Origin of the sequence: Paraburkholderia diazotrophica (genome assembly GCF_900108945.1) — a bacterium.
Lineage (GTDB): Bacteria > Pseudomonadota > Gammaproteobacteria > Burkholderiales > Burkholderiaceae > Paraburkholderia > Paraburkholderia diazotrophica.
In genome coordinates this window covers 100,694-114,746 of sequence record NZ_FNYE01000007.1, presented here as the reverse complement: position 1 = coordinate 114,746, position 14,053 = coordinate 100,694, and the positions used below count along the sequence as shown (strand labels likewise).

Below are 14,053 nucleotides of genomic sequence, written 5' to 3'. Positions count from 1 at the left end.
GCGACGCGACGCGTGCGCCGGCCGCTCGATCAGCGGCACGAAAGCCGCGACCTTCAGATCTCCGCTCGCCAACGCCGCGCCTCGCGTGCGAACTCGTCCGCCGCGGCGGGTCGCCCGAACAGATACCCCTGCTGCCGCTCGCATCCGATCGAGCGCAAGAACGCCGCCTGCTCGTCAGTCTCGACACCTTCCGCCGTCACGTTCATGCCGAGCGAGTGCGCCATCGCGACGACGGCATGCGTGATCGCCACTGCATCGCGATGCGCGGGCAGGCCCGCGACGAACGACCGGTCGACCTTCAGGCAATGCAGCGGAAACCGCTTCAGATACGACAGCGACGAATAGCCGGTGCCGAAATCGTCGACGGAGATGCGCACGCCCATCCGCGCGAGCGCCGACAGAAGCGGCATCACGGTGTCGGTGTCGCTCATCAGCACGCCTTCCGTGATCTCCAGTTCGAGCGCCGACGGGTCGAGTCCTGCGCGCTCCAGGCTCGAACCGACGTGGTCGATCAGCTCGCCGCTGATCTGTCTCGGAGACAGATTCACCGCGATCATCAGATGCGGAATCAGCGTCCCGCGCCACTCGACAGCCTGCCTGCACGCGTTCTCCAGCACCCAGCGGCCGATCTCGACGATGAGCCCCGTGTCCTCGGCGACGGGGATGAACTCGGCGGGCGACACGTGGCCCAGCTCGCCGTTGTGCCAGCGCAGCAGCGCCTCGGCGCCGACGATGCGCCCCGTCGCCCCTTCGACGATCGGCTGATACGCGAGGCTCAGTTCGTCCGCGAGCAGCGCGCGCCGCAACGACTGCTCGATCGCGAAGCGCCGCTGCAGACGCTGGCTCAGCTCGACCGTGAAGAACTGGAAGTTGTTGCGGCCGCGCTGCTTCGCGTCGTACATCGCGGAGTCGGCGTTGCGCATCAACGTCGGCGCATCGTGTCCGTCATCGGGAAAGAGGCTGATGCCGATCGACGCGCCCAGGTAGTACTCGTTGGCGCCGACCGCGAACGGCTGCGCGATCGTATCGAGCACGCGCTGCGCGAGCGCTGTCAGGAACGACGCGTCGGCGTAGTCGCCCGTCACGATCACGAACTCGTCGCCGCCGACGCGCGCGAGCGTGTCCTCGCTGCGCACGCAGGCCGACAGCCGCTCGGCGACGCTGCGCAGCAGCGCGTCGCCCGCTTCGTGGCCGGCGATGTCGTTGACCTTCTTGAAGCCGTCGAGATCGACGAATAGCACGGCCAGTTTCGATACGGCTGGTTGAGGCAGGGAAGGTTCAGGCACGTGGCCTGCGCTAATCTCGCGTGGCGCCAGACGCTCGCTCATCCTGTCCGCGAGATACGCGCGGTTATAGAGCCCCGTCAGCGAATCGCGCGTGGCGAGCTGCTGCAATTGCGCCCGCGCAGCCCGCACGGCGCTGATGTCGTTGAACGAAACGAGCACGGCGCCCGGCTCGGTCTCGCCCGGCTTCACGATGGGCACGAGGTTCTCCGTGACCCAGATCGTTTCGCCGCATGTCAGATCGAGCCGCAGCGTCACGCCGACGAGCGGCTTGCCGGAGCGCAGCACGCGCTCCGTGGGCCGGTCGCCGGGCTCGACGTGCGAGCCGTCCTCCCAGTAAGCGGCGCGCATCACCGTATAGATGCCCTGCCCGATCACGTCGTCCGTCGTGCGCAACATGCGCCGCGCGCTCGGATTGCACGCGAGCACGATCCCGTCGCGCGACTGCACGATGATGCCTTCGTTCAGATGATCGACGACGAGCCGGTGATGTTCTTCGCTCTGCGCGAGCCGCTTGCGTATCGCGTCCTGATGTACGGCGAGCCCAACGCTGTTGCCGATCTCGCGCAGCAGTTCCTGTTCGCTTTCGTTGGGACGCCGCACGTCGCGGTAGTAGACGGCGAATGCGCCGAGCACATGGCCCGCATCGTCTTCGAACGGAATCGACCAGCACGCGCGCAAGCCGAACGGCAACGCGAGATGGCGGTAGCTGGCCCACAGCGGATCGCGTTCGATGTCGTCGACGACGACGAGACGCCGCTCGAACATCGCCGTGCCGCACGAGCCCGTGGCCGGGCCGATCGTCGCGCCGTCGATGGACGCGCTGAATTGCGCCGGCAGCGACGGCGCCGCGCCGACGCGCACGGTCGCGCCGTCGCTGTCGAGCACAAGAATCGAACAGGAGGCGCCAACGCCCAGCAATGTCTCGGCGCGCCGGCACACTTCAGCCAGCAGTTCGGGCAGCGGCGTACTGCGCGTCAGAAGACGCAACACGGTCTGCTCAGACGCGAGCACTCCGGCCGCCAGATCCGGCTGATATCGAGTGCATTCGGATGGCTTGTCAGTCGCTATGTCTGCAGTCACTTGACGACTCATGGTGGTACTCCCTCACGCGACAACGGCAGGCAGATGCCCGCCGCGCATCCGGGTTTACCCCGCAAATTCTGATCGATCAGCGAATGCTTCGCCCCGAGCAGCACGGCTTCGAGCTGTATCGGGCTTCCTCTATAAGCCAGCCAGCGGCACATGATCGGTCTCCTCGATGAAAGCGCCTTCGCGCGCGCCTGCCTGTTTGACGCGACGCTGACAACCGGCCGGCCGCCGTGTCCGTTCCGTTACCGGCAGTGAGTTGCACCCAGTTGCACTCAGCTGTTCATGCGCGCAAGCGGCGCGAGAAACTCGGACAGCCCCGTCAGGATGATCTGCACGCCGATGCACAGCAGCAGAAACGCTGACACGCGCAACGCGACTTTCGTCCCTTCCTTGCCGAGGTAACGGGCGAAGGTCGTCGCGTGGTTATAGGTGAACCAGATCGCGAGCATGATCAGAAACGAAATCGTCACGGACGCGATCGATGACATCAGGAACTCCGACACCTTGTGGCTGCGGTTCGCGTTCAGTGCGATCGCCGTCGCCATGGTGCCGGGCCCTGTAGTGAGCGGCACCGTCAACGGAAAGAAAGCCTTCGACATCGCGTTGTCGGGGTCGACGGGTTTCACGGCCGCCTCGTTCGGCTGCTTCTCCGGTGCATTGAGCATATTCCACGCGCTGACGGCGACGGCAAGTCCACCGCCGATCCGCAACGCCTCCATCGAGATGCCGAAGAAATGCAGGATCGGCGTGCCGACGAAGAACACGACGAGCAGCACGACGAACGCATTGATCGCGACGCGCCTTGCGAGCGCGGCGCGTTCGCTTTCTGTCAGCGAATCGGTACGGTCGACAAACACGAATGCAATCGCGATGGGATTGATGATGCTGATCAACCCCGTGAAGCCAAACAGAATCTCCGAAACCAGGCTTGAAATCATCTATGACCCGCTCGATTGTGGTTGTGTTTTTTGCGCCGCGCCACCGTGCAGCTTGCAGCCCGGGTTGTTTTAATGCAATGAAAATCGCATGCGGTCCATGCGCGATTTTCATGCAATGCAGCACCGCCCCGATGCATGCCGTGCGATACGCAAGCCATGCGGGCATTGCGTTTGCGCATCTGCCTTTCAATGTACCTGCGTATTTTTGACACCCTTTACCGGAATACTGTGAAGGGCATACAGTCGGTGCGCGGCACCTCAGTCATTGCTTCATGAAAAGACGTTCGCAACGACCACCTCCATTCCATCCGAGGAGTTGTCTCATGTCATTTCGTCTGCTCGCCGTGCTGCCGTTCATCGGCATCCTGCTCGGCGTTCCGTTCGTCAATCGCGTCGAGCCGCTCGTGCTCGGCATGCCGCTCGTGCTTGCATGGATCGTCGCGTGGGTCGTGCTGAGCTCGCTCATCATGGCCATCATCTACCGGCTCGATCCCGCCAACCGGCACGCGTCCGCCCGCGAGGAGGTGCGTTCATGAGCAGCGCACTCGTCATCATCGCCGCGATCACGCTCTTTGCGCTCTACCTCGGCGTCCGTGCGCGGCACGGACACGACATGAGCCTCGAACAATGGACGGTCGGCGGCCGCAGCTTCGGCACCGCGTTCGTGTTTCTGCTGATGGCAGGCGAGATCTACACGACGTTCACGTTCCTCGGCGGAAGCGGCTTTGCCTATGGCAAGGGCGCGCCCGTCTACTACATCCTCGCGTACGGCACGCTCGCGTATGTGCTGTCGTACTGGATGCTGCCGCCCGTATGGCGTTTCGCCAAGGCGCACCGGCTCGTGTCGCAGCCGCACTTCTTCACGCGCAAGTACGACAGCCATGCGCTCGGCGTGCTGGTCGCGATCGTCGACGTCGCCGCGCTGATCCCGTATCTCGTGCTGCAACTCAAGGGGCTCGGCATCATCGTGTCGACGGCCTCGTATGGCGCGATCTCTTCGTCGGTGGCGATCTGGATCGGCGCAGTCGTCGTCACGATCTACGTGACCGTGTCGGGCGTGCGCGGCTCCGCGTGGAACTCGGTCGCGAAGGACCTGCTGATTCTCGCGATCGTGCTGTTCCTCGGCATCTATCTGCCGATGCACTACTACGGCGGGCTCGGCCAGATGTTCCATGCAATCGACGCCGCGCGTCCCGGCTTCCTCACGTTCCCCGAGAAGGGCTCGAGCGTCACGTGGTTCCAGTCGACGGTGCTGCTCACGGCGCTGGGCTTCTTCATGTGGCCGCACACGTTCGGCTCGGTGTTCACCGCGAAGGACGAGCGCATCTTCCGCCGCAACGCGATGGTGCTGCCGCTCTATCAGCTGATCCTGCTGTTCGTGTTCTTCGTCGGCTTCGCGGCCGCGCTGAAGGTGCCGGGCCTCAAGGGCGGCGACATCGACCTGTCGCTCTTCAAGCTGTCGCTACAGACGTTCGACCCGTGGTTTGTCGGCGTGATCGGCGCGGCGGGCGTGCTGACGGCGCTCGTGCCCGGCTCGATGATCCTGACGACGGCCTCGACATTGCTTGCCAACGATGTCTATCGCGGTCTCGTGCATCGCAACGCGCCGGACGAAACGGTCACGAAGCTCGCGCGGATCTTCGTGCCCGTCGTCGCGCTCGTCGCCGTGCTCTTCACGCTGCACGGGGGCGAGACGATCGTCGCGTTGCTGCTGATGGGCTACAACTTCGTCACGCAGCTGTTCCCGGCTGTGATCTGCAGCATCGCACCGCGCAATCGCGCGACGAAGCAAGGCGCGTTCTGCGGGATCGTGGTCGGCGTGGCTGTCGTCGCCATGACGACGCTCTTGCACATGAGCGTCGGCCAGATGATGCCGTTCCTGCCCGATGCGCTGAAGGACGTCAACATCGGCTTCCTTGCATTGGCGCTGAACGTGGTCGTGCTCGCGATCGTCAGCGCGTTGACGCAGCCGCAGCCGCAAGCGGAGCGGTCGGCCGCACACTGATGTTGCCTGGCCCGATGCGCGCCGTTGCAGGCGCGCATCGGGCCCGAAGCACGAGTCAACCTTCCTTCGAATACAGCGTCGATTCCGCGAAATGCTCGGCATCGAGCACGCGGCCGACGAGTATCAGCGCGGTTCGTTCGATATCCGTCGCCTCTACCTTCGCGACGATATCGGCGAGCGTGCCCGTCACCTTCTCTTCATCCGGCCAGCTCGCGCGATAGATCACCGCAACGGGACAATGGCTGCCGTAATGCGGCGCCAGTTCGTCGACGATGCGCGCGAGATGGCGCACGCCGAGATGAATCGCCATCGAGGCGCGATGCCGCGCAAGATCGCCCAGTTGCTCGCCTTCGGGCATCGACGTCTTGCGCGCGTAGCGCGTGAGGATCAGCGTCTGCGAAACATCAGGCAATGTCAGCTCGACGCCGAGCGCCGCCGCGCACGCGGCAGTCGCCGTGACGCCCGGCACGATCTCGTACGGAATGCCGAGCGCGCGCAAGCGTCGGATCTGCTCGCCGATCGCGCCATAGAGCGAAGGATCGCCGGAATGCACACGCGCGACGTCCTGGCCTTTCGCGTGCGCATCGGCGAGCAGCGCGACGATCGCATCGAGATCGAGGTCGGCCGTGTTCACCACTTTTTCTGCGACGTTGCCGCTCAGCACGGCCTGCGGCACGAGCGACCCTGCGTACAGAATCACGGGGCACGTGCGCACGAGGCGCTGCCCTTTCACCGTGATCAGCTCGGGATCGCCAGGCCCCGCGCCGATGAAAAATACCGTCATTTCACTGCACTCCCTCTTCTTCGTTCAATGCGCGCAGCACCTGCTGCGGGCTGTCGAATTCGCGATCGAACTCACCACCAGGTTCGGGCAGCAACGGACGCCGCGTCATGACGACGGGCACTTTCCGTTCGCGCGCGACATCGAGCTTTGCGCGCGTCGCATCGCCACCGCTGTTCTTGGTGACGAGCACGTCGATCGCGTTTAGCGCGAACAGCGCGCGCTCGCCGTCGATATCGAACGGGCCGCGCGCGTCGATGATGCGCGCGCGCTCGTTGCCCGGATGCGCATCGAGGCAACGCACGAGCCAGAACTGATGCGGAGGAATCTCGTCGAGATGCGCGAGCGGCTCGCGGCCCGATGTGAACAGCACGCGTTTGAACGGACGGATCGCGTCGACGATCCCGCTCCACTCGTCGACCATGCGCCAGTCGTCGCCCGCCTGCGGCGTCCAGCCCGCGCGGCGCAACGCCCAGCGCGGCACATGGGTCTGGCGGCATGCAGCCGCCGCATTCGCGCTGATCCGCGCGGCGTACGGATGCGTCGCGTCGATCACGAGGCCGATGCCTTCATCGACGATAAAGCGCGCAAGACCCACGCTTCCGCCGTATCCGCCGACGCGCACCGTGCACGCGAGGCTTTCGGGCACGCGTCCGAGCCCCGCGAGGCTATAGACATGTCGAGGTCCGAGCTGACGCGCGATCTGCAACGCGTCGCCCGTGCCGCCGAGCAGGAGCACGCGCTTCATCGCGCCGCTCCGACGATGTTGCCCTTGCGGTCGATCGCGAACATCTCGACCGCGACCGTCGCGGGCACGATCTCGCGTGCGACGTCGCGCGCACGCGCGCACACGATGTCGCCGAGCGGCACGCCCTTTTTGAGCGCCATCGCAAGCGCCTCCTGGCTCGTATTCGCGCCGACGATCGCCGCCTGCAACGCGGCGTCGCTGGCGTCGTGCTCGGCGGACCACGCGGCGAGTTGCGGCAAGTCGATGCTCGAGTTGCGGCTGTGCAGATCGAGATGCCCCGCGGCCAGCTTGCTCAGCTTGCCGAAGCCGCCGCACATGCTGAGCGTGCCGACGGGCGCGCGCTTCAGATGCTTGAGCACAGCGCCCGCGAAGTCGCCCATTTCGATCAGCGCGATATCGGGCAGCTGGTAGTACGCGCGCATCGCGTCTTCGCTCGCGTTGCCCGTGCATGCGGCAATGTGCTGATAGCCGTTCGCGCGCGCCACATCGATGCCTTGATGGATCGACGCGATGTACGCCGAGCACGAGAACGGCCGCACGATGCCCGTGGTGCCGAGTATCGACAGCCCGCCGACGATGCCGAGACGCGGGTTCATCGTCTTTTGCGCGAGTTCCTCGCCGTTCTCGACGCCGATCGCCACTTCGAAGCCGCCTGCATAGCCATGCTCGGCGGCGAAATCGGCGAGATGAGCGGTCATCATCTGGCGCGGCACCGGGTTGATCGCGGGCTCGCCGACAGGCAGCGTGAGGCCCGCGCGCGTCACCGTGCCGACGCCTGGCGCCGCATGAAAGCGCACGCCGGGCGTATCGCTCAGACGCACGCGCGCGAACACGACGGCGCCGTGCGTGACGTCGGGATCGTCGCCTGCGTCCTTCACGGTGCCCGCCTCCGCGCCGTCTTCCGTCAAGCGGCAGAACACGAGCGTCATCGGCACGTGCTGGCCCTTCGGCAAGACGATCTCAGCCACGTCGCTGGCGATGCCCGTGAGCAGCAGGCGCGCCGCTGCCAGCGAAGTCGCCGTTGCACAGCTTCCCGTCGTGTAGCCGCTGCGCAGCGGCGCGGGTTGTTCAGGTGTCTCGTCGCGCATCACGGTTTGCGGGTGTCGAGTAGCGTGATGGGAAGCGCGGGACGCCACGTCTCGAAGCCGCCGAGCGGCTGCGCCTCGGCCAGCGCAATGCGCGTGAGCGTGCCGCCGTGCTGCGCGCGCCATGTGGCGAGCGCTGCTTCGCCTTCGAGCGTGACGGCGTTCGCGATCAGTCGACCGCCGCTTTTCAGCGCGTGCCAGCAGGTGTCGAGCACGCCATCGGCCGTCACGCCGCCGCCGATGAAGATCGCATCCGGCTCGGGCAGGCCGTTCAACGCATCGGGCGCGCTGCCCGCGATCAATTGCAGTGCCGGCACGCCGAGCGCGTCGCGATTGTGTTCGATGAAACGCTGACGCTCGCTGTTCGCTTCGATTGCGATCGCACGGCACGTCGGGTGCGCGCGCATCCATTCGATGCCGATCGATCCGCAGCCCGCGCCGACGTCCCATAGCAGTTCGCCGGGCGCGGGCGCGAGCCGGCCGAGCGTCAGCGCGCGAACGTCGCGCTTGGTCAGCTGGCCGTCGTGGCGATAGGCGTCGTCGGGCAGTCCGGGCGTCAGCGCAAGCTGAGGCGCCGACGCGTCGCGCCGGCATTCGAGCGCGATGACGTTCAGCGCGGCCGTCTCATTCATTTGCCATGACGCCGCGCGCGCGTCGATCAGACGCTCGGACGCGCTGCCCAGATGCTCGAGCACGACCATGCGCGTCGCGCCGAAGCCGCGCTCGGTGAGCCGCGCGGCAACGGCGGCGGGCGTCGTGCCGTCGGCGCTCAGCACGAACACGCGCGCGCCGTCGTGCAGATGCATGTGCAACGCGGCGAGCGGCCGCCCGACGAGCGATACCGTCGCGACGTCCTGCAGCGCCCAGCCCAGCCGCGCGGCGGCCAGCGATACGGACGACGGCGCGGGCAGCACGCGCAATTCGTCGGCGGGAAGATGGCGCGCAAGCGTCGCGCCGACGCCGTAGAACATCGGATCGCCGCTCGCGAGCACGCATACGCGCGCATCGGGCGCATCGCCCGCGTTGCGCTGCGCAAGCACCGCTTCGATATCGAACGGACGCGGCCACGGCTCGCGCCGCGCGGACAGGCAAACGGGCAGCATCGCCAGATGGCGCTCGCCGCCGTAGATCACCGACGCGTCGATCAGCGCGCGCCGCGCCGTCTTTCCCAGACCGGCAAAACCGTCATCGCCCATTCCCACTACGGTCAGCCAGGCCGGCATGCATCTTTCCTCATCGGATTGCAGAAAACGCTGCGGCGAGCCCTGTTCAAAGGCCGCGGCATCGTTGTGCTGTTCGAAAAAAGGCATAATACCCGCTCGCCGGTGCCTTTCGGGGCCTAAGAGGGAACACGTCGTCGTGACTGCCCCCGCAACTGTATGCAGCGAGTCCACGCCAATTTGCGCCACTGGTATCACCGGGAAGGCTGGCGTGGATGATGAACTGCTAGTCAGGAAACCTGCCGGCCAACCTGTTCGTGCCAGCCAACGTCGGGCGGGGTGTACCGATGCCGAGCCGCTCTCCGTTCGAGATGCCCGGGGCCGTCGCGCGACGCTAACCCGGTGACGCCTTGAGCCACGCTTACGTTTCGTCCGATGCCAGTCGCTTGCGCCCTTCAGCCTGTCCGGGGCTGCTGCGCATCGTGCCCGCGCTCGACGGCGGCATCTGCCGCGTGAAGCTCGCGCGCGGCGAGCTGAGCGCAGCGCAGGCGCTGGCGATCGCCGATACGATCGACGAACACGCTTGCGGCATCGCCGACATCACGAATCGTGCGAATCTGCAATTGCGCGGCGTGAAGCGCGGTCATGAAGAGCCGCTGATCGCGGCGCTGCTCCGGGCGGGACTCGGGCCTTCGGGTTCACAAGACAACATGCATGCGTTCGCCGACGATGTGCGCAACGTGATGGTGAGTCCGACAGCGGGCCGCGATGCAGGCGCTATGATCGACACATCGGCGATTGCCGACGACATCCTCGCTCGCCTGCAAAGCGATAAGCGCTTCACGGCGCTGTCGCCGAAATTTGCGCTGCTTCTGGACGGCGGCGAGCGTCTCGCGATGCTCGATCATCCACACGATATCTGGTTTTCAGCGGCGCGCGATCCCAGGCGCGACGACGTGCTGTTCGCCTTCGGTCTTGCAGGCTGCCCGCCTGTCGCCGAAAAGCACGCTGGCGCGGTCGCAGCCGTCGCGGCTTCCAACGTTGCAGCGCTGACATACGCGCTCGTGCACACGTTTCTCGATCTCGCCGCACCCGAGCACACACGCATGCGCGATCTGCTCGCCGTGCATTCCGTCGAGCGCGTGCTGACGCATGTCGAAAGCAAGACGGGGATCGCGCTGCTGCGCGATGCGTCGATCGAACGATGGCGCCGCGCGCCCGCCGATCCGTCGCTGCGGCTCGGCGCGCACCGGCAACGCGACGAACGGCGATCGCATGTCGGTGGGCAGCCTGTGCTCGGACGCATGAACAGCGCGACGCTGCGCGGGCTCGCGCGGCTCGTGAAGGACAACGACGGCGCGACGCTGCGCATGACGCCGTGGCAAAGTGTGCTGCTGACCGATATCGACTCCGCGTACATCGCGGCTACGTTGCAGGCGCTCGAAGCGCTCGGCCTCGCGTGCAACGCGCGAGATCCGCTGACCCGCGTGATAGCGTGCGCGGGCTCGACCGGCTGCGCGAAGAGTCTCGCCGACGCCAAGGCCGATGCAATGAAGCTCGCCGCCCACTTGCCTGCGCATGCGAACGCGCAAGTCCATCTGAGCGGTTGCCCGCGTTCATGCGCGGCCGCGCATCGCGCGCCTTATACGCTGCTCGCCGTGGCGCCCGGCCGCTATGACCTGTACCACACCCGCGACCCGCGCGATCCGACGGGCTTCGGCCGCTGTCTCGCGCGCGGTCTGACGATCGACGAAGCCGCCGGCATGCTGAGCCATGCCGCGCGTCCACCGATCCCACCTTTTGACGAGCCATCCGATGCCTGACTACCTCCGCGACGGACAAGCCATCTATCGCCAGTCGTTCGCGACGATACGCGCGGAAGCCGACCTGTCGCGCATTCCCGCCGACCTCGAAAAACTCGCCGTGCGCGTGATCCACGCGTGCGGCATGGTCGATATCGTCGGCGACCTGCGCTTTTCGGAAGGCGCGGGACGTGCCGGCCGCAATGCGCTGGCGAACGGCGCGCCCATTCTCTGCGACGCGCGCATGGTCGCCGAAGGCATCACGCGAGCGCGTCTGCCCGCGCGCAACGAAGTGATCTGCACGCTCGCCGATCCGCGCGTGCCCACGCTCGCGCGCGAACTGGACAACACGCGCTCGGCGGCGGCGCTCGAACTGTGGCGATCGCATCTTGAAGGCAGCGTCGTCGCGATCGGCAATGCGCCGACGTCGCTCTTCTATCTGCTCGACATGCTCGACGCTGGCGCGCCCCGCCCCGCGCTGATTCTCGGCTTCCCCGTCGGCTTCGTCGGCGCTGCGGAATCGAAGGCGATGCTCGCCGCCGACAGCCGCGGCGTGCCGTTCGTCGTCGTGCAAGGCCGCCGAGGCGGCAGCGCGATGGTGGCGGCCGCCGTGAATGCGCTCGCATCGGAGGACGAATGATGGCTGAGCAGGCGAACGGCGCGCGCGGACGTCTCTTCGGGCTGGGCGTCGGTCCCGGCGATCCCGAGCTGATCACGGTGAAGGCGCTGCGTCTGCTGAAGTCGGCGCATGTGGTCGCGTACTTCGTCGCGAAGGGCAAGAAAGGCAACGCGTTCTCGATCATCGAGTCGCATCTGTCGAGCGAGCAGCAGCAGTTGCCGCTCGTCTACCCGGTGACGACGGAAGCGCTCGAACCGCCGCTCTCGTACGAGGCGATCATCGCGGACTTCTACGACACGGCGGCGGAAGTGGTCGCTGCTCACCTCGATGCGGGCCGCGACGTGGCCGTGATCTGCGAAGGCGATCCGTTCTTTTACGGCTCGTACATGTATCTGCACGACCGGCTCGCGAACCGGCTGTCGCCGCGCTTCGACGCCGAAGTGGTGCCCGGCGTGTGCTCGATGCTCGGCGGCGTCGCCGTGCTTGGCCAGCCGCTCGTGTATCGCAACCAGACGCTCTCCGTGCTGTCGGGCGTGCTGCCCGAGGACGAACTCAAGCGCCGTCTCGCCGATGCCGACGCCGCCGTCGTGATGAAGCTCGGCCGCAATTTCGACAAGGTGCGCCGCGTGCTCGACGAGCTCGGCCTCGCGGACCGCGCGCTCTACGTCGAACGCGCGACGATGGCGAACCAGCGCATCGTGCCGCTCGCCGAAGTCGATCCGATGGCGTCGCCCTATTTCTCGCTGCTCGTCGTGCCGGGGGAAAAATGGCAAGGATGACGACACCGCCCGCGATCGTGATACTCGGCGTCGGCGCGCTGGCGACGGCGCGGCGCGTGCAGTCCGCCGTGCTGTCCACTTGCCCCGGCGCGAGCGTGCACGGGCTGCAAGGACGCGTCGCCGATGCCGATGTGGACGTCGCCTTCACCGAACTCGCCTCGCATCTGCGCGCGCTGTATGCGAGCGGCACCCCGATCGTCGCGTTGTGCGCGGCGGGCATCGTGATCCGCTGCATCGCGCCGCTGCTCGCGAACAAGGGCAGCGAGCCGCCCGTGCTCGCCGTCGCGGAGGATGGCAGCGCCGTCGTGCCGCTGCTCGGCGGCCTGTCGGGCGTCAACGCGATGGCGCGCGAGATCGCGGCTGCGCTCGATGTGCCGCCCGCGATCACGACCAGCGGTGAATTGCGCTTCGGCGCCTGCGTGCTGAATCCGCCCGATGGCTACGCGCTCGCGAGCATCGATCAGGGCAAGCGCTTCGTTTCCGATCTGCTGGCGGGCGAAGCGACGCGTATCGAAGGCGACGCGCCGTGGCTCGACGACGTGCAGTTGCTGCGTGCCGACGATGCGCGGCGTGCGATCCGCGTGACGCCTCTTGCATGGAGCGGCGCGACGGACGAACTGGTCATTCATCCACGCAGCGTCGTCGTCGCGATCGGCGATGTACGCGATGTGCGCGACGAAGGTCTGCACGAACGCATACTCGAAGCGGCGCGCGAGCGCGGCCTTGCGGCGCAGGCGCTCGCCGTGCTGCTCGCGCCGGCGGCCCGCATCGGCGATGCGGCGCTTCAGCAGGCCGCCGACGCGTTGCAGATCCCGTTGCGCTTTGCCGACGACGATGCTTCATCCGATCCGGCTCGGCTGCTCGGCAACACATTGCGTATGCCGCACAAAATACTCGGCGATGGCAACCGCGCGCCCATCGCATTCGCGATCGCGCACGCGCCCGTCGATCCCGCGACGGTCGGCCGCGCGCGCGGCAAGCTGAGCGTGATCGGGCTCGGACCCGGCGACGCATCGCTGATGGTGCCCGCCGCGCGCGCGGCGCTCGCGCAGGCCACCGACATTCTCGGCTACGAAACCTACGTGAAGATGGCCGGCCCGTTTCGTGCGGACCAGCGCGTGCACGGCACCGACAATCGCGAGGAAATGCAGCGCGCCCGTCATGCGTTCGAACTGGCGAGCGCCGGGAGGCACGTCGCGATGGTGTCGTCGGGCGATCCGGGTGTGTTCGCGATGGCGGCCGCCGTGCTCGAAGCGCTTGATGAGTCGCGTGACCCGGCATGGGCCGCCGTCGAGCTGGAAATCGTGCCCGGCGTGTCCGCCGCGCTCGCCACGGCCGCGCAGGCGGGCGCACCGCTTGGCCACGACTTTTGCATGCTGTCGCTGTCCGACAATCTGAAACCGTGGTCCGTCATCGAAACGCGTCTGCGGCATGCCGCCGAAGCCGACCTCGTGATGGCATTCTATAACCCGATTTCGCGCGCGCGTCCGTGGCAACTCGACAAGGCGCTTGAAATCGTGCGCGATTTTCGCGGACCGCAAACGATTGTCGTGCTCGGCCGCGATATTGGCCGTCCGGGCGCGGCGCTCAAAACCACGACACTCGCCGGATTGAAATCCGCCGACGTCGACATGCGGACGATGGTGATAATCGGTTCGTCGATGACACGCGCCTTTCGGCCCGCCGACAGATCCCGCGAATGGATTTATACGCCGCGCTGGTATAAAAGCGCCGATTTTAACGTTTAAATCGTTTTAAATC

At 66.5% G+C, this 14,053-nt stretch carries 12 protein-coding genes and 1 riboswitch; of the genes, 6 read left to right on the top strand and 6 right to left on the bottom strand.

The genetic code is table 11. From position 1 onward, the window contains the following. Positions 1-53 precede the first annotated feature (53 nt). Positions 54-2,378, bottom strand: coding sequence for a putative bifunctional diguanylate cyclase/phosphodiesterase (locus tag BMW76_RS11845; protein WP_090865321.1), 2,325 nt, complete (start codon positions 2,376-2,378; stop codon positions 54-56). A gap of 269 nt (positions 2,379-2,647) precedes the next feature. Continuing rightward, positions 2,648-3,313, bottom strand: coding sequence for a MarC family protein (locus BMW76_RS11840; RefSeq protein ID WP_090865320.1), 666 nt, complete (start codon positions 3,311-3,313; stop codon positions 2,648-2,650). A 323-nt stretch (positions 3,314-3,636) separates the two neighbouring features. Here BMW76_RS11840 and BMW76_RS11835 point away from each other — a divergent pair, with 323 nt between their 5' ends. Both BMW76_RS11835 and BMW76_RS11830 read left to right on the top strand, forming a co-directional pair. Continuing rightward, positions 3,637-3,849: a DUF3311 domain-containing protein gene (locus tag BMW76_RS11835; RefSeq protein ID WP_090865319.1), complete on the top strand. Its 213-nt coding sequence runs from the start codon at positions 3,637-3,639 to the stop codon at positions 3,847-3,849. Beyond that, positions 3,846-5,318: a sodium:solute symporter family protein gene (locus tag BMW76_RS11830; protein ID WP_090865318.1), complete on the top strand. Its 1,473-nt coding sequence runs from the start codon at positions 3,846-3,848 to the stop codon at positions 5,316-5,318. The genes BMW76_RS11835 and BMW76_RS11830 overlap by 4 nt, the downstream gene beginning before the upstream one ends. Before the next feature lie 55 nt (positions 5,319-5,373). Here the strand turns inward: BMW76_RS11830 and cobM are convergent, their stop codons facing one another. From cobM to cbiE, 4 genes are read right to left on the bottom strand one after another with little or no spacing between them, the layout of a single operon-like run. Next, positions 5,374-6,102: a precorrin-4 C(11)-methyltransferase gene (gene cobM, locus BMW76_RS11825; RefSeq protein ID WP_090865317.1), complete on the bottom strand. Its 729-nt coding sequence runs from the start codon at positions 6,100-6,102 to the stop codon at positions 5,374-5,376. A 1-nt stretch (position 6,103) separates the two neighbouring features. Then, on the bottom strand, positions 6,104-6,847 hold the full coding sequence (locus BMW76_RS11820; protein ID WP_090865316.1) for a cobalt-precorrin-6A reductase: 744 nt from the start codon (positions 6,845-6,847) through the stop codon (positions 6,104-6,106). Further along, entirely contained in the window at positions 6,844-7,935 is a 1,092-nt protein-coding gene (locus tag BMW76_RS11815) for a cobalt-precorrin-5B (C(1))-methyltransferase (protein WP_090865315.1), read from the bottom strand. Before BMW76_RS11815 ends, BMW76_RS11820 begins: the two co-directional genes overlap by 4 nt. Continuing rightward, positions 7,935-9,155 carry a precorrin-6y C5,15-methyltransferase (decarboxylating) subunit CbiE gene (gene cbiE, locus BMW76_RS11810; RefSeq protein WP_090865453.1) on the bottom strand — a complete coding sequence of 407 codons (1,221 nt, stop codon included), beginning with the start codon at positions 9,153-9,155 and terminating at the stop codon, positions 7,935-7,937. The genes BMW76_RS11815 and cbiE overlap by 1 nt, the downstream gene beginning before the upstream one ends. Before the next feature lie 83 nt (positions 9,156-9,238). Next, positions 9,239-9,413, top strand: a riboswitch (cobalamin riboswitch). A 125-nt stretch (positions 9,414-9,538) separates the two neighbouring features. Between cbiE and cobG the strand changes: the two genes are divergently transcribed. Genes cobG through cobJ form a run of 4 tightly spaced genes read left to right on the top strand, consistent with a single transcriptional unit; the run spans position 9,539 to position 14,040 of the window. Further along, positions 9,539-10,915 carry a precorrin-3B synthase gene (gene cobG / locus BMW76_RS11805; RefSeq protein ID WP_090865314.1) on the top strand — a complete coding sequence of 459 codons (1,377 nt, stop codon included), beginning with the start codon at positions 9,539-9,541 and terminating at the stop codon, positions 10,913-10,915. Next, positions 10,908-11,534 (top strand): precorrin-8X methylmutase, encoded by a 627-nt coding sequence (locus tag BMW76_RS11800; RefSeq protein WP_090865313.1) that lies wholly within the window; start codon positions 10,908-10,910, stop codon positions 11,532-11,534. The genes cobG and BMW76_RS11800 overlap by 8 nt, the downstream gene beginning before the upstream one ends. Beyond that, positions 11,534-12,292 (top strand): precorrin-2 C(20)-methyltransferase, encoded by a 759-nt coding sequence (locus BMW76_RS11795; protein WP_090865312.1) that lies wholly within the window; start codon positions 11,534-11,536, stop codon positions 12,290-12,292. Before BMW76_RS11800 ends, BMW76_RS11795 begins: the two co-directional genes overlap by 1 nt. Further along, positions 12,289-14,040 carry a precorrin-3B C(17)-methyltransferase gene (gene cobJ, locus BMW76_RS11790; RefSeq protein ID WP_407668938.1) on the top strand — a complete coding sequence of 584 codons (1,752 nt, stop codon included), beginning with the start codon at positions 12,289-12,291 and terminating at the stop codon, positions 14,038-14,040. Before BMW76_RS11795 ends, cobJ begins: the two co-directional genes overlap by 4 nt. Positions 14,041-14,053: the final 13 nt, after the last annotated feature.